This is a genomic window from Actinoplanes derwentensis (assembly GCF_900104725.1).
Taxonomy (GTDB): domain Bacteria; phylum Actinomycetota; class Actinomycetes; order Mycobacteriales; family Micromonosporaceae; genus Actinoplanes; species Actinoplanes derwentensis.
Genome location: NZ_LT629758.1, coordinates 7780083 through 7802716, shown reverse-complemented (window position 1 = coordinate 7802716; position 22634 = coordinate 7780083). Strand labels below are relative to the sequence as shown.

Sequence of the window (22634 nt, the reverse complement as noted above, 5' to 3'; positions counted from 1 at the left end):
CGTGGGGAATGTCCTGCTCAGCAACAGAATCCACTATGGACGGAACACGTTTGCGACACGCGATCACCATCCGATCACCACGGTTCCATAGAGTGGGATTTTCGGGGCTGAAAATGGGAAACAAAAAGGCCGTGACCCACGTTTCCGCAGGTCACGGCCTTGATCGTTTGTGCGCCCGAAGGGACTCGAACCCCTAACCTTCTGATCCGTAGTTGATCCTGGTAGGGGTTCCCTCGGGCCACCAAAGGCTTTTCAAGGACCATAACCTGCGAAAACTACCTCACGTAGCCCTGCATGTTCTTCGGTGACCACCATAGCTCAACTACCAGCGCCACTACCGGAACAGCGCCGCATGGGAGCTAGCTGAACTCCGGGTTTGGATCATTGCCATCCCCTTGACCGTCCATGAAGCCCCGCAGGTATATCGCGGTCTCAGGAACGACCAGCGCTTCAAGGGCTTTCAACGAAGCTTTCAGCTTCGCGATCTCGTCACCACAGCCTGGACATCCGACCCTGCCCTGTTCCTCGATCGCGCTGAGATGCTTCTCAACCGGGCCGAGTTCTACCTTCATCGCCATACGCCAGGCGCCATCGGGATGCGCCACCTGCATGTGAAGGTCGCGAATCGTGACAGCAAGGGTCTGAACCTGATCGGAGAGCCTGTACACCTCGGCGTTCCAGTGCGCGTCACGCGTGGCGGCCACATGATCACGGTATGCCTGCAAGCCGCAGAGGGCGAGCATGCCCGCCGCCGCAAGCACGGCAATCGCAGTCACCCACAGCCCGGAATTGGCAACCTGGACATATCGGCCATCCAACCACAATCCCACGAGAGCCAGGAGGGCACCAGACAACCCGACCAGGCCACCACGGATGACTACGACCGACTTGCGCCGCACCCCACTCCAGCCGACCCCCACACCAGCCCTGCCACCTTCTCCCGGCCTCACTGTCGACGTCCGCGAATTCTGGTACTTCACGCTGTGCACCTCATCGTTCCCCAGTGACGATGATCATGGCCCTGTGGCACGAATGCGCGCTACATCCTTTTTGCATCCCCTGCAAAATTAGAACGCATGTTCGATTCGCCATTCATGATCGTAGCCGTCCAGCCCGAACTTCCCCACCTCGGCCCGCAGGGACCGCTGGCCCCGCGACAACTCGGCCACCGCCACCGATTGACTCATGCCACCCGGAACGGATCGATCAAGCACAGCCAAGCCCGCCCGGCCAGGTGGCACCGGCTCGCCGAGCAGCCTCCCCCGAGGGCATCGACGCCGAGCGTGTGTCCACTAGAAGCCGGACGCCGCCAACCGCGTTCATGGCCAGTTGACAGCAAAAGGAGCATTCCGCCGTCCATCGGGATTGTCAACTGGCTCAATATGAACGATGCTCGATCTTCCAAGCAGTGAACAGCCATACCGGGGGATCCATGAGCGACGCCATCAGCCGGCCAGACCTCAAAACATTGCAGGCCAGACTGAACTACTTGTTTGAGACCGTCCGGCCGCACGGCAAGCCCAAGTACTCGGTCCGTGACGTGGCTGATGCCATCGCCGGAAACCAGGATGACAAAGTGCCCGTGACCTCCAGCTACATCCACTATCTGCGCACTGGAGAGCGTGACAATCCCGGCATACGGCAACTCGTCGCCATCGCCAAGTTCTTCGGAGTGCCCGCCGCGTTCCTACTCGGCGAAGGAGATGTTGACGGCGTCGCCCGCGACCTGGCACAGCTCAAAGCCGCCGTGGAGTTCAAGGAGGCAATGAGCGATCCCACGGTCGCACAGTTCGCGATCAAGGCACGTGGCCTGTCCCCCGCGATGCTTCAGTTCGTGGCAGTGGTACTGGAGCAAGCACGCGAGCTGGGAGATTCCGGCCATAACGACGAGCGGGCCGGAGATGCCAACTAAACCGCGGGTGCGGACCGTCGAATTCTGCAGGTGCGAGATGGATCAGGGGGGGATACCAGAACCGATGGCTCGGGGAGCATTCGCGCGGTATAGGACGATGCTACAGAAGTTGGACATTACGATTCCAGCACCGTACGATGCACGCCGGTTTGCAGAGAACATCGCCGAGCGGCGCGGACGGCGCATCCAGGTCATCGAACTCGACACGTCCCTGGCTGCGGCTCCGTGCGGGCTTTGGCTTGCGACAGCAAACCGCGACCTGGTTGTCGTTGACAGCAATGCGCCAGGTTATGTACAGGATCACATCCTGACGCACGAGTTGTCGCACATCCTCTGCAATCACAGAGGAAACCTCGAAATCGATGCCGACACTTTGCCATTACTGAGCCTGGATCCTGCCATGGTTCAACGGGTGCTGGGCCGTACACGCCGCTACCCCACCCCCGCCGAGCACGAGGCTGAGGTGCTCGCTTCTGTCATCGTGGACACCGCCCGCAGCCGATACAACGTCCCCCGCCCCCTCGGACGCGCAGACGCCCCCGATGCGGTCCTCGACCGATGTTCGGCAACGTTCGGCGGCGACCGGGGGTGGTTGTGATGGCCGCCGTCAGCGCATTTCTAGTCGCATTCATTTGCCTCGCTCAGAAACTGATGCAGCTACGCCGCGACCCCCGCAACCCGTCACTCCGGCACATCTGCGTCATGCTCGCAGCACTCAGCGCAGCCGTTCTGATCAACTGGGAACCCATTTACACCGCTATCGACCGCGTGTTGCTGGTACCGAACGTGGCTCGCTACCTGATGCACATCCTTGCCCTTGTCGCGGCAGCAAGCATCCAATCGGTGTTTCTGCATCTCAACAGCCCGGACCGGGCTTTTCGGCGGGTCGCCTGCAGATGGGTGATCCTCGGCTTTGCGCTCATCCTCATGGGTATCGCCTTCAGCACTGGGAACTTCGACGTCGAAGCACCTCGTGACTTCGCCGAGAGATATGCGACCAACCCGGCTATCCGCTATTACATGCTCGGGTATCTCGCGTATCTGGCGCTGGCGATGACCGACATCCTGCGAATGTCAATGCGCTACGCTCGCCAGCTCGAACCATCCCCGCTACGGCTCGGGATTCGCCTACTCACCGCCGGATCGGGTGTCGGGCTGGCATATGTGTTACAGAAGGCCGCCTATATCGTAATTATGATCAATTCCAATAGTCCGCCTTGGCGTGAAGACATCACGTCCCTCTATCTGACGGTATTGGGGATCGTCCTGGTTGCTGCCGGCGTATCCGTCGCCCCGATCACGCGTTTCACCCTCGACACTTGGCGCTGGCCACGTAGGTACCGTCTTCACCGACAGCTAGAGCCGTTATGGCAGGCGATCTTAGACGTCAACGCAGACATGAATCTCACACCGCCCCGCCGTCTACCACTTCCGGGACAGATCGACCTTGAGTTGTACCGCCGAGTGATCGAAATCCGTGACGGAATTGGGGATCTAAACCGTTACACCGATGCCGGTATCGGCGCTAAGGCCGCTGCTCGCGCCGAAAGAGAGCAGTTGACCACCGAAAGTATCCGCGCCGTAAGTGATGCCGCGGCAATCGCCCATGCCATCACTTACATGGCCACCACCCCTACCAGCCAGCGTCAGCCCGTCCCTGCGGAGCGAACTCACATCATCGACCAAAGCGCGGCTGATGATCACGAAACCGATGCTAGGTGGCTGGCCAAGGTCACACAGGCCTACACCTGCTCACCCATCGTTGCCAGCCTCCGGGACGGCGCTCGTGCCCGTTCGTAACGCCCCAGTCCCCATCATCAGACTTCGCCGCCGTGTCGCAAAACTGATCACCAACCTGTTGTCGCCGGCCGTACTGGTTGCCGGGATCCTCCTCTCGACCGCCTGGCATACGGCCCCATCTACACAAAAGGCTGCGCTCTGGGGACTAATCGCCGCTGCAGCAGCGAGTTTCCTACCGATCACCTACATCATCCGCGGGGTGAAGCGCGGCCAGTGGAGCAACCATCACGTCCCCGAACGTGACCGTCGTAGCCTTCCACTTCTCGTTTGTGTGGGTTCCACGACCGCGGGAACCGTGTTGCTTGCCTGGGCGGATGCACCACGTCAGCTGCTCGCGCTGATCGCCTGCATGGTGGCTGCCCTCGCCATTGCGACACCTATTACCCTGGCCTTGAAGTGGAAGATCTCTATCCACGCACTTGTTGCCGCTGGCGTCGCCGTGGCAACTGTGGTCCTTTTCCACCCGGTGTGGCTGCTACCCACCGCGGTGATAGCCGCAGCAGTAATGTGGTCGAGGGTTGAGATCCGGGATCACACAGTCGGCCAGGTGATTGCTGGCGCCGTAGTCGGTATGTTCGCCACCGGAGTGCTGCTTCCCCTATGGTCGTAAGTCATTGGGTCAGCCCGTGAGCAATAGTTCAGGGCGCGGTTGGGATACCTGCGGAGGTGACCAGGATGCCCGACGTGAACGACGAAGCGATGGCTGAGCTGATGGCCGCAGTGGAGCGTTTGGGTGCGCATCTGTTGCATGCGGTGCAGATGAGCCCGCGTGACGAGCGGGTCCTGCGGGAGGCGTGGCGGTTGCCGGGCGTCGGCGGTAGAGGTCAGGGCCTCAATGCGTCGGTGGTCGCGTCGCTGATGGCGGCTTGGGCCGACGAGATCGTCATCGTCGGCGCCGACAGCGAGCCGTTCGACGGTGCCGCACAGCGACTGGTGGCTGCGGCCCGTGCAGGATTCAGCGTGCTGTCGGCCGTGGCAGTCGACACGGTCCAGGTCACTAACGGCGCCGATCAGCGCGCGACGCTTCTGACACTGGCATTGAGGGTTAGCGATCAGGTGCTGCCGCTGCTGGGTGGCCTGGAATCGGTGCAGTCGATCGCTGGGTTTCTCGCCGCGGCACACCCGCCGCCGACCCCTGCCGAACGGGCTAATTGGTCGCAGGCCCAGATCGTGGTGGCCGCGCTCGCCGCCGGAAATCACGACCTCGGGGAGCGGGTGCTGGCGGCGCTGGGAGCCCGCCCCGATGACGGTGCGACTCTGGCCTCGCTCACGGGCTGGTGGTGCCGGGTAGCGGTCACGGTGATGGCCGAGGCCCGGCAGTTGGCCATACCGATCACGCCCGACGATCCTCGCCTGCGATTCCCGGGCGACGACGATCCGGCGCTGCCGCCGGCGCCCGGTGACGCGTACGGCCATGTGCAACGGGCCATCACCGGGATGCTGGCGGAGCTGCCGCTGGAACAGCAAAGCCGTTATGCCCGGGCTATCGGGACCATGGATCCGCCGATCTCGACGGCTGCCGCCCGGTACGCGGCGGTCACGATCGCCCGCAATCTGGCCTCCGCCCGCGAAAGCGCCCAGCCGCCGCAGCCCTGACATCGTGGCTCCGAAAGTCTCCGGGGGCAGCGGTGAGATGCTCCGCACCGGCTGCCGGCTGGCCCAGCCGGTGACCGATACCGACACGTCTCGGAGAGACAGTCACGGGGAGCCCGCGCTCTACGTTCCCATCCCGCTGTCCCCGCAGGAGGCATCATGACCCGCGCGCTCACCGCGGCCGAACAGCAGTTGCTCGCCGCCATCCAACAGAAGCGGGTCTTCTACTCGCCGGCTATCCGCGGCAGTGGGCACCTGTGGCAGCGTAGAGACCCGGACAGCACCGCAGATAAGAGGATCCCTGGCTCACGGATGCACTTCCTGATCGAGTCCGGCCTCGTCCACGAGCCGAAGCCGCGCGTGTCCGGCGCCGCCCGGATCACCGACGCCGGGAACACGGCTCTGGCTTCGCCGAGCGACGCCGACCTCCGACTACTCACCGCCGTCCAGCACCATCGTGTCTCCTACGCGCTCGTGCGCGAGGGCGAGCACCGATGGGAGTGCCGGGAGCCTGACAGCCGTACCACCACGAAGATCATGACTGCCCAGATCCAGTCGTTCATCGATGCCGGGTTCGTCCACCCGCCAGGCCCGGACGGCCTTGCTGGCATCGCCCGGCTCACCGATGCCGGAGAGGCCGCCCTCTCCCCGCTATCGGCAGCCACCCTCGCGCCCGTGCCTCCACCTGCTGCCGGTCTGCTGACCGGTAGCGTCGTGGCGACCGACAGTTTCGCCGTGTTCCGAGTCATGGACGGGATCGGCTTTTGCTGGTACGGCACCAACAACAACCGCCGCTACCAGGATGCCGACATCGACGAACTGCTCGCCGCCGGCACCGCGACAGTCCTGCGCGCCGTGCTGACCCCGGGCTTCATCCCGGAACCCGCGTCGTGTCCGTACTGCACGACCAGGCAACAAACCCGCTGCCCCTGGCACATCCCGGCGCAGGGATAGCCTTCGGAAAGTTGCCTCCGGATACCTGGGCGGCCAACTTGCACTGGCTCCTGGCCGCGATGGTCGCGGGCGTACCGCTCGGGCGGGTGGGCGCGTTCAAGGGCCTGGACCTTCACGGCTGACGCCGATAGCGGGCCCAGTCGTGGCTGGCGTCGGCAAGCCTCCGGAAGTGCGGCGCCGGTGACCGGTCGGCCCACTCCTCGCCGCGTACGGCGCACGCACCAGCGAACGCGGTGATGGCATCCGGTGGGCCGTCCCGCCATACCGGGACTTGCGCTGCCCACTGTTCCGCCTGCTGTGGGGTGTGGCCGGCGCAGATGAGGCGGACGGTCATGAGCGCCGTGTCGAGCCAGGATGCTCCGCGGCACGGCATTGCCCAGTCGACTACCGCGATCGAGGTCGGGTCGACCAGGAAGTTGGCGGTGTTCATGTCGGTGTGTACGAGGGTGTCACCGTCGACGACATCCGGGGGGACGTAGTCCGCCCATCGCGTCGTCGCTGGTTGGATTCGTACCGGAGGGTCTGGTGCCGGGGTGGCGGCCATCCTGGTCAGGGTCTGCGCCAAGCGCGGCAGGTCGGGCGATCCGGGCGTCACGTCGGCATGGCGCCCGGGTGCCCTGTCGAAACCGAGCAGGATCCAGCCGACTGCTTCGACGTGCCACCGCAGCCGCGGCGCGAACTCCGGCAGGTGCGGGTTGAATGCGGCCTCACGGCGATGCAGCCACGCCAGCCGGTGGGTCTCGCGGACGGCCTTGCAGAACACCTCGCCCTGCCCGGTGTGCAGGATCGCCGTCATGTCGGCGACCGAGCCGGCCTGTACCGCCAGCGCCCGCTCGACCGGCCCGGTCCGGGCTTCGACTGCCGAGCGGGCTGCGGGCGGTAGCTGATGCCAGTGGAACCGGGGCACAGCGAGTCCTCCGTCGCGGTGGGGGCAAGGCGTCGACCAGGCTACGCCGCGCCCCCACCGGCCGGGAGGCTACTTGACGGGGGTGTCGTGGCAGCCAGCGTGGCACTGCGAGCAGTCGCTGCGGGCCTCCAGCGGCCACAGCCCGGGGTCGACGCGGTAGCCGGCCGCGGTGATGACGGCGACGACGTCGGCGAGCTTCACCTGGACGGGCGACACGGTCGGGTCGTCGTCCGGCACGTGGTGGATGAACCGGCCCGCGACCCGGGTGCAGAACTCGGCGTACTCGGCGGTGTAGAGGACGAAGGTGTGCCACCCGATATCGACCGTCTCGCTCGGGCCGACCGGCCGGGTCGCCACCGCGCAGGTGCCGAGGAATGCCAGGGCCTGGTCCATGATCCGGGCCGGCATGTCCGTCGCCAGCTCGGGGTGCTCGTCGGCGATGCGGGCGGTCAGCCGGGCGAACAGTCCGGCGGAGATCAGCGACCTCCCGCCGACCAGAGCGGGGGTCGTGATGGTGGCGGTGCTGAGAGTGGACATCAGATCCTCCTGTCAGGTTCCGGCGGGGTGCCGTGGCCTGCATCCATCAACCCCCATCGACCACCATGAGCGACATGGCGATTGCAGAACGTGACATCGGTTTGCAGAAGCTGCAAATCCGCGCACGTGCCTCGATCAGCCCCACCCGCTACCGTCCCGGAGATGGATGCAGCGACCCCGCTCGTCGCACAGACACATGCGGTGTGGGTATCCGCCGAGCTGAGACAGGCCGTCCACGACGAGAAACCGGGAACCGTCCTCCGGCTGGCACGCCAGGCCGCCGGTCTCACGCTGGAGGAACTCGGCCGGGTGTACGGCTCCTCGGCCTCCACACTGTCGCGCATCGAGCGCGGCCAACACCCGATCGACCAGGTGGAAGTACGCCGCAGACTTGCCTGTCTGCTCGGCGTTCCCGCCGAGTTTGTCGGGCTCTCCTCCACCGGGGGACGACACGCCGCGCCCACTGCCCAACCCGACCCGGATCCGGCTAGTCTGCGGAAAGAGGACGGTGATCCGATGCGACGACGTACGTTCCTGGCCGGCGCCGGCGCCGCAGCCCTCACCACCGTGGCCAGCTCCAGCCTCCCGGCCACCGCGGCCGAACAAGGCCAACCCCGCCTCGATCAGCTTCTAATCTCCACCCATCTGCCGGCCGAGCCGCTCACCATCGACCAGGCCACCGCCAGCGTGCGGGCCGCCGACCGCGCTTACCGCGACGCCCGATACAGCATTGTCATAGCCGGGCTGCCCGCTCTCATCGCCGGTTTGCACGCCACCGCCGCGGCCAGTACCGGCCAGATCCGCGACAGGGTCACCGCACTGTTGTCTCACGCCTATCAAGTGGCCTCCAGCGCGGCTACCAAACACGGCGACGACGCCATAGCCCTGACCATGGCGGACCGCGGGCGCACCGCAGCAGTCAGCTCCGGTGACCAGGCCGCGATCACCGCGGCAACCCACGTCCTCGCCATCACCATGCGCCGCGACGGCCACCACACGGCCGCCCTCGATCTACTCACCGGCACCGCGGAACAACTCGACATCCTGCACGCGACCCCCGTCCCGGTCACTCTGGCCGCCTACGGCAACCTGATGTGCACCGCCGCCTACACAGCTGCCCAAGCAGGCAATCCCGGCGCCGCTGACACCTACATCCGGGAAGCCGGCGCGGCCGCTGACCAACTCGACAACCACCCACCGGCCGGCCTCATCCCGTTCACCGCTACCACCGTCGCCATGTACCGCATCAGCGTCCACACCACGCTCGGCGAAACCGGCACCGCCCTACAACACGCCGCCAGCATCAACCCGGCCCTGCTGCCCACCCCCGAACGCCATGGCCGGTACCTCGTCGACACCGCCCGCGCATGGTCAGCTCACGGCCGCGCCGACAAAGCAGCCCACGCCGTCCTCGCCGCCTACCGCCATGCCCCCCAGGAAGTCGACCGGACCAGCGTCCGCGACCTCGTCACCACCCTGCTGCACTCCCCCACACCCACCCCAGCCGCGCTGCGCAACCTCGCCACCCGAATCGGCGTCCACTGACCCAGCCAAGGCAAGAACCCGGGAAGCCAGTCCCCGGATCACCACGCCGACGGCTACCGCTCGCGGCCGGGGCGCACTCGGCGCGGCGATAGCCGTCAGAGAGTCAGCACGAAACTGCCTGCCTGCGGCGGCTCTACGGTGAGGCGCACGGCACTCCAACGGTCCTGCCCTACGCAGGATGAGCTAATTGCCCGGGCGGGACGCCGCCCTGCCGGGGCGGGGTCCGAAGATCGATGCCTTCTGCAGAACCTGCTGCTCACACGGCTATCCGAGTAGAAAGGATGTGACCGTTGACCAGTGGTATACCGCCTGCTGCGGGTCCTGGATGACATCGACCAAGTACACGGCGTCGATCGTCAGTGGTGCGCGGGCGGGCCGTGCTCGGTGGCGTAGTGCCCCTTGGATGGGGCCGGAGTCGGTGTCGCCGATGCCGTAGGCGAGGGTGATGTGTGGTGGGCCGGGCGGGTTGGCGACCGCCTTGGAGCCGAGTACGTCGGTGATCGCTTGTCGGACGCTGGTGGTCAGCGTCGTCCACAGTTGGCCGGGCTGGTCGCCGTCGATGTCGAGCATGACCGCGGTCGTGGCGGCCAGGGCGGGACCGGCGGTCAGCGTGCCGGCCGGCACAGCCGCGAGGCGGGTGCGCAGGGCCTTACCGGGGCGGGCCGGGTGTATTCGGCGGGGGTGTTGCCCTGCCGGGTTCCTCAGCAAGGTCTTGTCGTGAACTGGTGGTGTTGGTGCGGTGGGCCATTCTTGGCCTGGGTGTCGCCGGGCGGCAGCGCCGATCGTTGACGGGCGGGGTGGATCGTGGTGACTTTGATGATGTCGTCGGCCTCGTGGCCTCGTGGTGTGTCCGGTCGATGCCCGGCGGGTGAGGTGGGTTTGCTGTGATCGCTGACGAGATCATCGAGTATCTGGGGGACAGTCTGCCCCGACGGGATTTGATCTTGAGGAGTGTGGCGGGGGCCCGGTTCCGCTGCCCGGAGTGCGGTTGTCTGGGTGATGCGTCGGGCGGGGCGACGCGTGCTGTGTTGTTTCGCCGTGTTGAGGTGGCCGGTGGTGACGGCGGGGACAGCAGTATGTCGCCGGTGAGGCCGCGCGAACTGGTGTTGGCGCGTTGGTGGCTGGCTCGTGTTCATGAGCGGTGCGCCTCGGCGCCGGTACGGCCGTGGGCGGAGCTGCCCGAGTGGGCAGTCGAGGGGCAGTCGTGTGCCGTCGGGCCGGGGGCGGGGCCTGCCGGTGCGGACGGGCCGGAATCGCTGGTGGTGTGGGAGACGTCGGTGGCGCCGGACGGGTTGCCGATGCTGTCCTGGCGGCCGGCGGCGCCGGTCGGGCAGGTGGTGCTGTCTCCCGGCAGGTGGGGAGGCGGCGACGAGCGCCTGGTGGACGTGCTGTCGGAGACGATGCAGGCCCGCGGGGCGCAGGAGCTCACCGGCCGGGACCTGGTACCGGACGGCATGTCACAGGTACCGGCTCTGGGCGGCTGGTACGGGCAGATGTCGGAGGCCGGTGACCTGACCGTGTGGATGCCGAGTTCCTGGCAGTACCCCGATCGGGCGCTGCTGTGCACGCTGCACGGCGTGGACCCGGGCTGGGCCGAGGCTGTTCGTGCGGCGGGGCGGATCCTGTTGGCGATGCGCCCGCCCGGCATCAAGCGGCCGGTCGTCTCCGAGGCGCTCCTGCACCTATGGCGGGTGATGGACGAGGAGAATGCCTTCATCGGCGGGATCGATGCGGATCAGCCGGCACCGCAGCCCAGGCCGCTCGATCCGGTCGGCGGCATCGTGAGGGTCGGGGCGGTGCCCGACGAACACCGGGCGCAGGTCGTTGCGGCTCGGCGGCGTGTCCCGGCGGTGGCGGTCCGGCCGCCGATCGATGTCGGGGCGCTGTGGGATACGGCGTGGGCGCGGGCCGGGTATCTGGTCGATGCCGCCCAGGCCGGCCCGCCGGAATCTCACCTCGTGCCGGTGGACGGCTCGGATCTGCTGATCGCGCTGGTGCTGACCGCGTTGTGCCGGGACCAGGACCGTCTACCGGACGAGGTCGACCTGGCCGATGTCGGGTTGCGGCTGACGAGCCCGGGCCTGGCGAGTTGGCTGGAGGTGATGCTGGCGCCTACCTCGGCGGCAGATGATCTGCGCCGGGCCGCGGTGATGACGGTCAGCAGCGAGGGCTGGGACGACTCGGGGTCGGCGCGTCTGTTGTATGAGCCTTCTCGGGTCACCGCACTGGTGGGACGGCAATGGCTGATCGACGGCGGTGGGCTGCGGCTGGGAGACCGGGCGTGGTGGCTGCCGCCTGCCGAGGATGCCGGCGACCTCGAGGAGGTCCCGGCGCGCGAATGCCGTGTCGTCGGCTTGTCCACGGCGACGTTCCCGGTGCATTCCGGAGCGACATGGATCAACGCTCAGTTCCACGTCGCCGGGGCCCCGGATGCCCCGCACCGATTCGACGCGCACGGCTACGACTTGCTGTGCGCCGAGAACGATCCGGGCCGCGCCCTGGTGCAGTCCGCGTACAGCGCCGGCTGTGATCTATGGTTCGCCCGGCACGGCCTCGACCGCGGCCAGTACACGCCCGGCCAGGTGTGGCGCAGGCTCCGTGGCCGGGCCCGCTATCACACAGCCCCGGAGGTCCGCTCGGTGTTCGACACCGTCCTCGACACCGACGATGCCCACCTCGCGGCCGCGTTGACCAGCGGCATCGTGCAGTTGCAGGCGCTCGCGCCGCAGCAGCCGATCCCGGGAACACCCATCGGTGGCGCCGACTTCAGCTGGTGACCGATGACCGGTAGGCGCCCGGTCAGGTGGGTGTGAGTGCCTGCCGGTGGATAGAAGGCACCCTACGGGTGGGTGAGCGCGGTGAAAGGCCGACTCACCTGGGCACGGCGGGGCGGCGGCACCGGAAGGATCCGCGAGGCGGCCGAGCGACTTGACGCGCTCCAGGGCGAGGTAGACCGGATCGCTGCTGAAGGGGATGCCGACTCTCAACGGCTGATCGCCGGCGGGCAGCCCTGCTCACACCGGCGTCCAGCCGTGGATGTTCGACACCACGAGCCGGCCCGGTTCCGTCGACACCTACGTGGACGCCCTGATCTGGCTGGGCACCGTCTACTCGGCGATGCGAAACACTTCTACCGGTCGTTCACTACCGCTGAACTGGGAAATCTTATGAAGCAACGTCCCGCCGATCTTGCCGAGCTGCCACGCGCCCGCGAGATGGCCGTCTACCGGAAGTATTTCGACCTGATCGCCGCTGGGCAGAAGACCATCGAGGTCCGGGTCGCCTACCCGAAGCACCACGATCTGGCAGCCGGTCATCTGTTGCGGTTCACCTGCCGCAACGACGAGGTCTTGACCCGGATCGTGCGAGTCGGCCGATACGCCAACTTCGACGAGATGTTCGACAACGAGGCCGCGGTCTCGGTCAATCCCACCGCGAGTCGTGAGGATCAGCTCGCCGACATCCGCGACATCTACCTCGCGGAGAAGGAACAGCTTGGTGTGCTCGCCATCGAGATCGAGCTGGTGACGGCGTGATGAACGAAAGCGGAGACGGTGGCAGGGGAGAACGGGACGTTGCCGCGCCGCGCCCGATCGGGGATGCCGACGGATGCGCCCTCGTGGTGGGTGCGGCGGTCGTGGGGTGGGCTAGGCCGGCGTCGGGGTGTTCGTGTCGGCGGTCAGGTCCTGCAGGTCGATGTGGAGGTCACCGACCCGGCCGGGGACGTGGACGGCGTACCCGGCCGGCGGGTCGGTGATCATGGTCTGGTTGGCGTGGTCGGTGTACCAGCCCGCTGTCCGGATGACGGCGAGGGTTCCGGCATGCTCGCCGCCGGTGATCAGGACCCGGTCTCCTTGCCGGAAGGGGCCGTGTCCGTGGCGGTCGGTCAGGATCGTGCCGATGGCGGAGTGGGTGGCGTGCAGGCCGATCTCCAGGCCGGTGCCGCCGAGGCCTCGGCCGTGGGGCATGTCGGGTGGGTGTTGCGGGTCGTAGGAGCGGCCGAGCCAGTGGAGGGTGTCGGCGGGGCCGTCGGCTACCTCAGGTGCGGTGAGGTCGGTCTGGGTCAGCAGGGTGGTCACATCGTCGTGCAGGAGGTGCCAGGTGATCTGGCCGATGGTCACGTCGGCGGCCGGGATCTCGTCGCGGGTGGCGCGGGCGTAGATGACCAGCGCGAGGACGTCTCGGATGAGGGCGTGGTCGAACGTGTAGGCGAGGTGGTAGCTCGGTAGGGATCCCGCCGAGGCCATGATCCAGGCCCGCAGGCTGGCCGTCTTCCACCGGTCTTCTGGTGTGTCGGTCACCAGCCGTCCTCGTCGCGATCAGGCTGTTCGGCTTGCACGGCCAGGAGGGTGGCGTTCGCGACCCGGTGCAGTTCGCCGCGGTCACGCAGTGCGTCGGCTTCGTCGACGCTGATGCCCTGCCCTACGGCGGTACGGGCCAGCCCTGCGGGGGCGAGAAGCCGCCACAGGTCCATTGTCCTAGCGAGTTCCTCCCACAGGGACGGGCTGTCGACGGCGCCCGGCCACAGGTCCATCCACTTCAGGGCCTCGCCGGGCGGAAAGTGCGCCAGGTGCGCCAGGCCCTGAAGCGCGTCACGCACACTGCCGGCGGCCGATCCGGAGATCTGCTGCAGCACGCCGTCGATGGTCCGCAAATCCCAGCCGCAGGTGACCAGCCGGATCAGACTGGCCAGGGCGTTCGTCCCCGCCGGGGTGTCCAGACCAGCGACCGCGAGGCGAGGAAACCGATTCGCGTCCGCCACGACTGCCTGGACGGCTTTCAGCCGCTGTGTCGAATGCACGCCTGACACCCTGTCCTACCCGGCCCGGCCGTGGCAATCCCGCCCCCGCGCACCACCGAACCGGCACCGGCGGAACCGGCCGATGTCCGCAGGGCTGCCGGTTCCCGAGCGGGCCGGTCAGCGGTGTACGAACGAAACCACGGGCCGGTACCGCCGTGGATGACGTCGGCGGGGCCGCCGGCGGCTGAGAAGTCCTTCCACTGTGTTGTGTGCTGGTCGGAGCCGGGGCTGGTCAGTTTTGCTGGTGGGCCATCGATCAGGTGGGGGTGGTGATCAGGCGGATGGTGATGTCACTACCCGAGCGTCCGGCAGTCGCCACCCGGTGCGGGAGTCGGGTGAGGAAATCGCGGAACGTGCGGCACCCGTAGTTCGCCTGATCGAAGGAAGGGTCGAGCACCAGCATCTTGTTCTTCACCGTGCCGGCGGTCGGGGTGGCGATGCCGATCTGCTCGAACGCGCGCACCAGCAGCGCTTCAGCGGCGGCGATGTCGAACGCGGCGCTGACGGCGGGCCGGGCGGCCGGCTCGACCTCAGCGACGATGGTGCCCCAGTACTTGTACTCCGAACAGACCGACACCAGTCGCTGGCTGGCGTTGGCCTGGGTGCCGACCCCGACGACGTGTTTACCGAACTCGCGGAGCCGGTGTACCAGTGGGGAGTAGTCGCTGTCGCCGGTGACCAGGATGAACACGTCCACGTCGGGGTGGGTGATGAGGACTTCCATCGCGTCGACGGCCATCCTGATGTCGGCGGCGTTCTTACCCGAGATCCCCTGGTGAGCGATCTGGACCAGGTCGACGCCATTATTGGCCAGTGCCGGCTGGTAGCGGCCGAAGCCGCTGTTGGCCCAGTCGGCGTAGGCCTTGCGGATCGAGGCGTTGCCGTAGAACCCGCGGCACAGCAGAGTGAGCGCTGCGGCCGGGATCGGATCGCTCTGACCCGGCAAGCCCTTGCCAGCACCACAGACCAGGTTCTCAAAGTCGAGGAACACCGCCACCCGGGCCTCGGCCGAGTACTCGGTGAACGGTTTCGGTCTCATCCACCGCTGGATCGACGTGCGTGGGCTGTTCCCGTCATCCATACCCAGACCTTTCACCGTACGACCGCAGCCGGTCGTTCACATCAGGTCGCCGCTCACACCGGCCAAATTGCACCGGCCCACCAACCCTGAAGATCGCCTAGCGTCTATATGCGCGTCATGGGTGCGAACGTTACCCGAGCCTGTGAACGGGCGCCGGTGTGCAGCGTGGTGGCGTCACGCTTCCGGGTGAACCGGTTTGCGGCTTCCGGCTGTGGTCACGGCCGGACCGTCCCTGCTCCCTGGACGCCGGGGCTCGCCGCAGAGCGCTGACCGGCAGGTAGTCGCTCACCTCCAAAACAGGCGTAGATCGTCGATGGCGTCGTCTCCGCGATGGAGATGTCGGCCCGCTACGTGCTGACGCTGGGCGGGAGTGCGACCCCTACAGCAGCGGGAACTGCTGCAGGGATCGCACTCGGGGTAACGGAAGTCGTGCTGCGCGCCTACAACCGCCGACGACACTGACATCCGCCCAACCCAGATAGGCGGCCCGCCCCTGAATAAGAAGGGGCGGGCCGCCCCGGGCCGTCATACACCGCGCACGAGTCCCCCTGTCGTGCTCGGGCGCGGAAACCTGGATTTGTGAGGGTGCCCGGCAGTCCGTATCTCGCCGAGCCCGGTCAGGCTCAGCGGCTCCTCCGGCCAGGTCACTGCTATCTCGTTTACCGCCGTAGTCGCAGAGAGCCCTGATGGAGGGGATCGGGCGGTGGATGTCTCATCGGGGCAGAGCTCCCACGGTGGTGGAGAGTAAATGCTGCACGGCGTATTCGGCGTACTCGGGCAGTGGGTCGGGGCCGGCGACGCTGTAGTCGATCTTGACCTCCCACGTGTCATTGATCCAGGCGAGTGCGGCGACGCGGGCGACGCCTTTGATCGACGGCAGAGCGCGTGAGCAGCGGTGATCGTCCGGCTTCGTCGTGCTCATGGTGGCGTGGATCTTGGAGCATTGCCGGGTGCGCCAGGAGGCGTCGTAGCCGTAGCCGGTCGTCTGGATCCTCAGCGTGAGGTGACCGCGGATGCCCGTGGCCGCGGACGCCAGGTCGGCATCGCACTGCCGGCTGCCGTGATGAGGATCGGTGAGATCGTCGGACGGGGTGAGTGTCGCGCCGGGCGCGAGGATCCGCAGGACCACGTCCGTGATCAGCGGGCACGACGCGGGTATCTGCGCGGGCGGCGACCCCGCCGCCCAGTAGCCTGCGAGCCCGGACACGATCACACCGGCAGTCACCAGCAGGACGTGCGTAGTGCGTGAGTTGATGGCCGCCCGATGATGGTGAGACGGTCGGCGAGTCACCGGTATGTCCACAGATCGGTGCGGTCGATGAGATCGGTGTCCATGGTGATGGTGACGCCATGATGGTCGCTGGCTCCCTCCGGTTGGTCGAGGAGCTCGTATCGGGTCACCGCCTGTGCCAGGGGGGTGCTGACGTGGATCCGGTCGATGCGGTCGTCGTGGGAGGTTCGGCGTAGATACCGGTCGTAGCCGGTGCGCTGGTGGCGCTCCCAGGCAGTGTCGTGGTAGCCGCGGGCGCGGAGGGCGTGGGCGACCTGCCGGTTGGGGCGACGGGTGCCGTCGGGCCCGACGATGGTGCGGGAGGCGAGGTTGAACGGCAGCATCACGTCGTAGAGCGGGTCGGGGCCGTCCTCGGGCGGGAAGTTGAGATCACCGGCGACCACGGCGAGGGGCCCGTACCTGTAGGCGCGGGTCGCGATCAGTTCGATCTCTGCGGTTGCTTGGCCGGAGCTGTAGGGCGACAGGTGACAGCCGGCGAACGTGATCGGCGGCAGCTCGTGGTCGACGGCGAAGGAGACGGTCACGAATCCGTGCGCCGTCGACAGGCTCAACGCGTCGTTGCAGTGCACCCAGAAGCCCATCGTGTCGGGCCGGTACAGCACGATCGTCGGCAGGTCGTTGGCCGACGGCGGGATCGGTGCGGCGATCATGCCGAGATCGCGTTGCGCCCGCCCCAAGGGCTCGCGGCCTCCCCGGTTCCAGTCGCGGGCCTCGTTGAGGATCAGCACGTCCGGCCGGACCCGGCGCAGCCGTTCGGCGAGCAAGGGCCACCGGTCGCGGCGGTGGCCGCTCTCGTCCTTGACCGCGCCGTGCTGAAGATTCTGGACGGCGACCTCGATCAGCATGCTGTCCTCCCTGAAAGCCGCGGGGTATGTGCCGCGTGATGTGCTGGGACTGTGGTGGCGAGCAGACGTGGACGCGCGCCAGAAGATGGGTCACCGGGAGAGTGCGTCGAGGTCGAGGTGGAGCAGGACGGGCAGATGATCGGTGGTGGTGCCGACCTGCTCGACGTCGGCGACGGCCAACCCGGCGATGGCATCGGCCGGGAAGTCCCAGGTGGCGTACCAGCGATCGAGGCGCCGCGGCGGATGCTGGTCTGCCGGGTGGTGGCCGGTGGTCGCCGCCCACCAGGTGCCGGTGAGACGGGCGCAGTCACGCATCCGGCCCAAGTGGTTGGCTTCCAGCAGATGGGCGGCGCTGCGGTCGGGGGCGCCGTGGTCGGTGAGCTGGTAGGCGTGGTCGGGATGCCAGGGCATGTTCTCGTAAGGGTCGGGGTCGTAGACGCAGTCACCGCCGATGACGTTGAAGTCACCGCCGAGTAGGCCCGGGACAGCGTCGCTGTTAAAGAGGCGCAGCAGTTGCTCGGCGTCGCGGCGCCGCCAGGTCGGGCTGAACGGCGACAACTGGCAGGACCCGACCCTCACGCGCAGACCGCCGAGGTCGAGGATCACGCTGACCGCACCGTGCCACATCCCCGCGCCGTCACGTTGCAGGGTGTGCAGACTGCCCGGGACCGGTTCGATCCCGGCACGCCACAACAGCCCGGGATGGTGGATGATCCCGCCCGCCGCGACCGCCGCCCGCCCGTCGACCTCACAGTCACGGCCGACCGCGGCGGCCAGCCGCCGCAACCCGGCCTCGGCGCCCACCCGTTTCTCCACCACGCTGGCCCCGTCGGCGATCACCTCCTGCACGGCGATGACGTCGGCATCGTAGGAACGGATCAGGTCCTCCACCGCGCCGTACCGGTCTTGATCAGCTTGCGCGTCGCTGCCGTAGAGGTCGAGGGTGTTGATGGTGAGCAGGGTCGTCACGAAACCGTCTCCAAGATCAGGGTGGCCGGACATTTCTTGCCCCCAGCACGAGAGCATCGACATCCGGGCAAATAGACAATCGTTCTGCTGGTGAAACACGGGCGGACACTGCCGTTACGGCCGGGCAGTAGTGGGTTCATGGTCGCGGGGTTGCAGCGGTCAGGCTGACGTCGATGTGCATGGTGTGTGGATTGCCAACGGGTCAGGGCATCTTCGTGATGGATTCGGCCTGGAGGTAGGTGCGGTAGCTGAGGACGGCCGGGAGTTCGACGTCGAGGGCGGTCGGGCCGGCGGTGAGGATCTGTTCGTAGGCCAGGAACCAGCCGGTGTCCGGGTCGATCAGCAGCATGTATGTGGTGTGGCCGCCGGCGGCGGTGCTGCCGAGCGCGAACGCGGCGCCTTTACGGCCGACACGGTCGGCGCCGGTTCCGGCGTAGGCCAGCGCGGTGTGTGAGCTCAGTACGGTGAGGACGGCGGCTGACCTGGAGTGGATCGGCCTCCGGAGTCTTGGAGTCACGGATCCACACCTGTTCGTTCACCGGGGCGACCTCGATGCAGGTGCTCGTCCCGCATCGGCTGCTCTTTCGCCATGCCGGGCCGGAAGTACTTTCCATGTCGGTGCCTCTCGATGTGTGTGGTGATGGGTGGGCAGGGACGGGTGTCGCCGCGGCGAAGCGGGTGGACGGTCGTGGCCGGGTGCTGTTGACCAGCGGCGCTGCCCGGCCGGCATCGGCGCCAGCGGTGCTTCCAGGGCGGATCGGATCAGACGGTGGTGGGGTCGTCCTTGGTGCTGAAGACCTGGCCCGGAGTTCTGGGGCGGGGCGTCAACTGGCAGGGCCGGTACTGGAGTGCTGGCGGCCGGATTTCTGGAACCCTCGTGGTCGCTTCTTGACGCCTGCTTCTGTAAGTAGTTTGTGGACGGTGCCGTAGCTGCGCCCGATGGACGCGGCCAGTGCTTTGATGGACCCGCCGGCGGCGTATCCGTCAGCAAGGACTTTGCTGAGGCGTTTACGTTCCTCTTCTGTCAGCTTGTAATTCGGATTCGGGTTCTCGATGCTCATGGGATTCCCTTTGTCGGGGTGGCGGGCTGGTCAGAACAACCGGGGCGTCCGGCGCGGTCGATGCCGGTGCCGAGGTAGGACGGGGTGGTGAGTCCGGCCAGGAGGGCGTTGCCGGTTACCGGGGTGGCCAGGCGGCGCGGCTTTCCGGTGTGCCGTGACCGGGGCTGCAGGATGGTGTCCGACAGGAGCATGGCGGCCTTCGCGGTGGTGGAGCGGGCGTGGAATCTGGTGTGGGCCGTTGCGTCATCGTGGCCAGACCAGGGCCAGGGTCAGGGTGGCCACGATGACGGGCAGCACGACGGCGGCGGTGTACGGCGAGGCCCGCGAGACGCGCAAGGTCCGCTGGTAGGCGACGTAGGCGACGACCATGGCGGTCATCCATCGGTCGGTGGCGGTTCCGGCGGGGTGCCCAAGATCGTGGCGGAGCATCGCTTGGGCTTGCGGTGTGGCGAGCGCGCGGCTGATCGCCGTGGCGACGTCGATGGTGGGGTGGCCAACGAGTGAGGGCTCACGGCGAGCATCGCCGTAATAGGCGGAGCCGTTTTGGTCGGCATCATCGGGGTGGCTGGTGGGAAGCAGCGGCTCTGTGGGGGGTGCGGCAAGCGCGCTGCCGGGGGAGGCGGCGTGAGTGTCCGCCAGCGGATGCTCACCGTTCTGGTGGTTGTAGGCCCATTCGGTGGGGCCTTGGAGGTTCGTTGTCCGGGTCGGGGCTGTTGCCGGGTCGGTGTCCGGGTGATGCAGCCGCCCGAGGTGGTTGTGGTGTTCGCTGTGCCCGGCGACCGGGTCCGGGGGTTGGGGCTGGTATGTGCAGACGGTGTTCTGATGGGCGGAGATGAAGATTCTGTGGCGGGTCAGGTCGGGATCTGCGGTGAGTAACGCACGCCAGACGGCCTGCCGCTGAAGGTGGTGCACCAGGGTTTGAAGGTCGCGGTGTTGGCGGCAGGCGCTCAGCTGTTTGAGGTAGGTGTCCAGCAGTTGGATACCGAACTCGGTGTTGGTCAGGTCGGTGTGCTGCCACAGACGCCAGGCTGTGCCCACGTGATGCAGGGCCTCGGGGCAGCGGCCGACGGCGTGCAGGCAGCGGCCCAGGTTCATTGCTACCGCGATGATGTCCGCAGGCTGCTCCAGGCCCCGGAAGACGCCGAGCAGGTGCTGGTATACGCCGATGGCTGTGGTGAGGCGTCCGGTCTCGTGCAGGACGGTGGCGTAGGCGGTCGCGGCGTCGAGCCTGCGCGGGTGGCCGGGGTCTGGGTGCAGGTTTCGGCTGGCCCGGTAGGCGTACTCGGCGGCGGGGAGCCGGTCGCTGTCGACGGCCAACGCGGCGTACAGGGTGCAGGCCTCGATCAGGACCGCGTCCGGCGCCGTCCGGGTGAACGTCCGGTCGTGCAGGTGCGGGTGGAGCAGGTCGACGGCGTCGGCGGGCCGGCCCGCGGCGGCGTGGCCTTGGGCGGCGGCTAGCGCCATCGACAGGGTGCCGAGGGCCTCGTTTCGCGGTGCTATCCCGACACGGGTGCGCGGGACCGGACATTGGAACGGTCGGGGCCAGCGTGGTCGTTGGCGGGTCGAGGTCATGACTTCACCACCCCGTTTTCTGGGCTGAGGGTCAGTCGCCGTAGGTGTGCCGGCCGGACGGGCAGCACCCGTGAGGCCGGGTAGCCGACGTGTGGCTGGTGCAGCTGCGGCTTGAGCGGACCGTCGGGCATTGGCGGCAGCGGTCCTCTGTCCGGCCCGGTCGGCTGTGTCGGGATCACGGCCAACCCCACCGATCCAGGACGGCCGCGATCAGCGTCCAGTGCTCGGCGGGGTGGGGGATGCCCAGGCTGGTCCTCGGCGTCATACCAGGGAGCCGGAAGATGTCTTTGACGACGTGGTGGTATGGGAACTCGACCAGCAGCATTACTTCCCGGGGCAGGCCGTACCGACCGAACTCCTCCAGCAGCATCGTGCGGGCCTGAGGACGCAGCTGGCCGGCCAGCTCTTCGGTCATCTCGCGGATGCTCGGCGGCGGGACGCTGGTGTCCGGGTGCAGCAGGCCGTACTCGGCGGACACCAGCCGGACCCGGCTCCGGTGCTGGGGGTGACCGTCCAGGCGCTTGCGTAGCTGGGGCAGGCAGCCGCCCTGGTAGAGGTTCCAGGCGCTGACGAGCGTGTCCTGGTCCCGTATGCCGGCAGTCGCCGACACGAAGATCATGCGCCCGGCGACCGGGTCGTTCTCGTCGGCCCACCTCATCGACGTGGTCATCTGGTCACCGCTACCGGAATCGGGTGTGGGGAAGCGGCGCACGCGGTCGGGTGGCCGGGGCTGGGCAGCCACCCGTGAAACTCGTCGTAGAGCCAGTCCACGTCGGCGTCGTGATCCTCCAGTGGCAGCATCATGGCTTGACGGCGATCCCGCCGAACATGCCGACTGGCTGGTCTGCCTGGAGCACCTCTGCGCTGTCGGGGTGCCAATAGTGGACGGGGACAACGCCGGGCTCCACCAGTTCAAGCCCGGCAAATAGGGCCTCCACCTGTGCTTTCGTGCGCGCGTGGATCTCCAGGCCGCTGGCGTGGGCCGCGTCTACGATCCTGCGGACGTCATCAGGTGCCCAGTCACTGACGACCGCCGAGATGGCCAGGGCGCTGCCGGGCACCATCGTGGCCATGATGTGGTCGATGACCCGGCGGGCGGTGTCGTCGTCGACCAGCTGCAGGACGGCGATCATCGTGACCGCGACTGGCTGTGTGAGGTCCAGCGTGTCTCGCAGCCGGTCCGAGCCGAGGATCGCGTCGGGGGTGCGGAGGTCGGCCTCCAGGTAGGCGAGGCGTCCGGTGGCCTGGTGTGCGGGGGCCAGTAGTGCCCTGGCGTGGACCATGACGAGGGGGTCGTTGTCGACGTACACGATGTCGGCGTCCGGGCGTACGGCTTGGACCACCTCGTGCAGGTTGGGGTGTGTGGGCAGGCCGGTGCCGATGTCCAAGAACTGCCGGATCCCCTGCTCCGCGGCAAGGAACCGGGCCACCCGGGCCATGAAGCGCCGGTTTGCGCCCATGGAGATGGGCAGTAGTGGGCCGCCGGCCGTGACCATCTGCTTGGCGGCGGCGCGGTCGGCCGTGAAGTTGTCCTTGCCGCCCAGAATGTAGTCGTAGACACGGGCGGCGTGCGGGACATCAGTGCGCAGCAGTTCGGCGTCGGCGCCCGTCATCGGGTCTCCCTCATCAATGGGGTCAGGCCGCTGGCGGCGGCCGGTGGGATCCAAGGAGATGTCAGCCGGCCACGATGGCGGCGCGGCTCGGGGCGAGATGCCGGGTGCGCTACCGCCAGAGCGCACCCGGCTCCCGCCAGGCAGCCCGCTGGG

At 67.5% G+C, this 22634-nt stretch carries 26 protein-coding genes and 1 pseudogene; 9 read left to right on the top strand and 18 right to left on the bottom strand.

Going from position 1 to position 22634, the window contains the following annotated elements:
• Positions 1-359 precede the first annotated feature (359 nt).
• Complete coding sequence (locus BLU81_RS34645) at positions 360-980, bottom strand: hypothetical protein (protein WP_157751926.1); 621 nt, start codon at positions 978-980, stop codon at positions 360-362.
• Between the two features lie 452 nt (positions 981-1432).
• Here BLU81_RS34645 and BLU81_RS34640 point away from each other — a divergent pair, with 452 nt between their 5' ends.
• The 6 genes from BLU81_RS34640 (at position 1433) to BLU81_RS34615 (ending at position 6259) form a co-directional block, all read left to right on the top strand.
• Entirely contained in the window at positions 1433-1912 is a 480-nt protein-coding gene (locus BLU81_RS34640) for a hypothetical protein (protein WP_092550992.1), read from the top strand.
• A gap of 109 nt (positions 1913-2021) precedes the next feature.
• Positions 2022-2510: a hypothetical protein gene (locus BLU81_RS34635; protein ID WP_157751925.1), complete on the top strand. Its 489-nt coding sequence runs from the start codon at positions 2022-2024 to the stop codon at positions 2508-2510.
• The gene (locus BLU81_RS34630; RefSeq protein WP_157751924.1) at positions 2510-3712 is read left to right on the top strand and encodes an MAB_1171c family putative transporter; all 1203 of its coding nucleotides are present in this window, start codon (positions 2510-2512) and stop codon (positions 3710-3712) included. Before BLU81_RS34635 ends, BLU81_RS34630 begins: the two co-directional genes overlap by 1 nt.
• Complete coding sequence (locus BLU81_RS34625; RefSeq protein WP_231953642.1) at positions 3699-4322, top strand: phosphoesterase PA-phosphatase; 624 nt, start codon at positions 3699-3701, stop codon at positions 4320-4322. Before BLU81_RS34630 ends, BLU81_RS34625 begins: the two co-directional genes overlap by 14 nt.
• Before the next feature lie 65 nt (positions 4323-4387).
• Positions 4388-5308 (top strand): hypothetical protein, encoded by a 921-nt coding sequence (locus tag BLU81_RS34620; protein WP_092550983.1) that lies wholly within the window; start codon positions 4388-4390, stop codon positions 5306-5308.
• Positions 5309-5464: 156 nt separating this feature from the next.
• Positions 5465-6259: a hypothetical protein gene (locus tag BLU81_RS34615; protein ID WP_092550980.1), complete on the top strand. Its 795-nt coding sequence runs from the start codon at positions 5465-5467 to the stop codon at positions 6257-6259.
• 112 nt (positions 6260-6371) lie between these two features.
• Here BLU81_RS34615 and BLU81_RS34610 read toward each other — a convergent pair whose 3' ends face one another.
• The gene (locus BLU81_RS34610) at positions 6372-7166 is read right to left on the bottom strand and encodes a phosphotransferase (protein ID WP_092550977.1); all 795 of its coding nucleotides are present in this window, start codon (positions 7164-7166) and stop codon (positions 6372-6374) included.
• A gap of 69 nt (positions 7167-7235) precedes the next feature.
• Positions 7236-7703 (bottom strand): glycine-rich domain-containing protein, encoded by a 468-nt coding sequence (locus tag BLU81_RS34605; RefSeq protein WP_092550974.1) that lies wholly within the window; start codon positions 7701-7703, stop codon positions 7236-7238.
• A 162-nt stretch (positions 7704-7865) separates the two neighbouring features.
• Between BLU81_RS34605 and BLU81_RS34600 the strand changes: the two genes are divergently transcribed.
• Positions 7866-9248, top strand: a complete 1383-nt coding sequence (locus BLU81_RS34600; RefSeq protein ID WP_092550970.1) for a helix-turn-helix domain-containing protein — start codon at positions 7866-7868, stop codon at positions 9246-9248.
• Between the two features lie 264 nt (positions 9249-9512).
• Here the strand turns inward: BLU81_RS34600 and BLU81_RS34595 are convergent, their stop codons facing one another.
• On the bottom strand, positions 9513-9956 hold the full coding sequence (locus tag BLU81_RS34595) for a hypothetical protein (RefSeq protein ID WP_157751923.1): 444 nt from the start codon (positions 9954-9956) through the stop codon (positions 9513-9515).
• A gap of 377 nt (positions 9957-10333) precedes the next feature.
• Here BLU81_RS34595 and BLU81_RS34590 point away from each other — a divergent pair, with 377 nt between their 5' ends.
• Both BLU81_RS34590 and BLU81_RS34585 read left to right on the top strand, forming a co-directional pair.
• The gene (locus BLU81_RS34590; protein WP_157751922.1) at positions 10334-12025 is read left to right on the top strand and encodes a hypothetical protein; all 1692 of its coding nucleotides are present in this window, start codon (positions 10334-10336) and stop codon (positions 12023-12025) included.
• Between the two features lie 390 nt (positions 12026-12415).
• Positions 12416-12784: an ASCH domain-containing protein gene (locus BLU81_RS34585; RefSeq protein WP_092550960.1), complete on the top strand. Its 369-nt coding sequence runs from the start codon at positions 12416-12418 to the stop codon at positions 12782-12784.
• 111 nt (positions 12785-12895) lie between these two features.
• Here BLU81_RS34585 and BLU81_RS34580 read toward each other — a convergent pair whose 3' ends face one another.
• The 14 genes and pseudogenes from BLU81_RS34580 to BLU81_RS34525 all read right to left on the bottom strand — a co-directional run bounded on the left by BLU81_RS34580 (position 12896) and on the right by BLU81_RS34525 (position 22481).
• Positions 12896-13549, bottom strand: a complete 654-nt coding sequence (locus tag BLU81_RS34580; protein ID WP_092550957.1) for a hypothetical protein — start codon at positions 13547-13549, stop codon at positions 12896-12898.
• Positions 13546-14049, bottom strand: a complete 504-nt coding sequence (locus tag BLU81_RS34575; RefSeq protein ID WP_157751921.1) for a hypothetical protein — start codon at positions 14047-14049, stop codon at positions 13546-13548. Before BLU81_RS34575 ends, BLU81_RS34580 begins: the two co-directional genes overlap by 4 nt.
• A 256-nt stretch (positions 14050-14305) precedes the next feature.
• Positions 14306-15088 carry an NYN domain-containing protein gene (locus BLU81_RS34570; protein WP_092558051.1) on the bottom strand — a complete coding sequence of 261 codons (783 nt, stop codon included), beginning with the start codon at positions 15086-15088 and terminating at the stop codon, positions 14306-14308.
• 754 nt (positions 15089-15842) lie between these two features.
• Positions 15843-16337, bottom strand: a complete 495-nt coding sequence (locus BLU81_RS34565; RefSeq protein ID WP_157751920.1) for a hypothetical protein — start codon at positions 16335-16337, stop codon at positions 15843-15845.
• An 80-nt stretch (positions 16338-16417) separates the two neighbouring features.
• Positions 16418-17266, bottom strand: coding sequence for an endonuclease/exonuclease/phosphatase family protein (locus tag BLU81_RS34560; protein ID WP_092550948.1), 849 nt, complete (start codon positions 17264-17266; stop codon positions 16418-16420).
• A gap of 90 nt (positions 17267-17356) precedes the next feature.
• Entirely contained in the window at positions 17357-18235 is an 879-nt protein-coding gene (locus BLU81_RS34555; RefSeq protein ID WP_157751919.1) for an endonuclease/exonuclease/phosphatase family protein, read from the bottom strand.
• Positions 18236-18437: 202 nt separating this feature from the next.
• Complete coding sequence (locus BLU81_RS51830; RefSeq protein ID WP_307833782.1) at positions 18438-18752, bottom strand: hypothetical protein; 315 nt, start codon at positions 18750-18752, stop codon at positions 18438-18440.
• Between the two features lie 10 nt (positions 18753-18762).
• Positions 18763-18849 (bottom strand): annotated as a pseudogene (locus tag BLU81_RS51825) (DUF397 domain-containing protein); the annotation flags it as partial.
• Between the two features lie 210 nt (positions 18850-19059).
• Positions 19060-19296 carry a helix-turn-helix domain-containing protein gene (locus BLU81_RS34545; protein WP_092550940.1) on the bottom strand — a complete coding sequence of 79 codons (237 nt, stop codon included), beginning with the start codon at positions 19294-19296 and terminating at the stop codon, positions 19060-19062.
• Complete coding sequence (locus BLU81_RS34540) at positions 19293-19487, bottom strand: hypothetical protein (protein ID WP_092550937.1); 195 nt, start codon at positions 19485-19487, stop codon at positions 19293-19295. Before BLU81_RS34540 ends, BLU81_RS34545 begins: the two co-directional genes overlap by 4 nt.
• A 52-nt stretch (positions 19488-19539) precedes the next feature.
• The gene (locus tag BLU81_RS34535; RefSeq protein ID WP_092550934.1) at positions 19540-20760 is read right to left on the bottom strand and encodes a tetratricopeptide repeat protein; all 1221 of its coding nucleotides are present in this window, start codon (positions 20758-20760) and stop codon (positions 19540-19542) included.
• A gap of 283 nt (positions 20761-21043) precedes the next feature.
• Complete coding sequence (locus tag BLU81_RS48785) at positions 21044-21538, bottom strand: hypothetical protein (RefSeq protein ID WP_157751917.1); 495 nt, start codon at positions 21536-21538, stop codon at positions 21044-21046.
• A complete protein-coding gene (locus tag BLU81_RS48780; RefSeq protein ID WP_157751916.1) occupies positions 21535-21672 on the bottom strand; it encodes a hypothetical protein in 138 nt (45 codons plus the stop codon). The genes BLU81_RS48785 and BLU81_RS48780 overlap by 4 nt, the downstream gene beginning before the upstream one ends.
• The gene (locus BLU81_RS34525) at positions 21669-22481 is read right to left on the bottom strand and encodes an SAM-dependent methyltransferase (RefSeq protein ID WP_092550927.1); all 813 of its coding nucleotides are present in this window, start codon (positions 22479-22481) and stop codon (positions 21669-21671) included. The genes BLU81_RS48780 and BLU81_RS34525 overlap by 4 nt, the downstream gene beginning before the upstream one ends.
• Between the last annotated feature and the right edge of the window lie 153 nt (positions 22482-22634).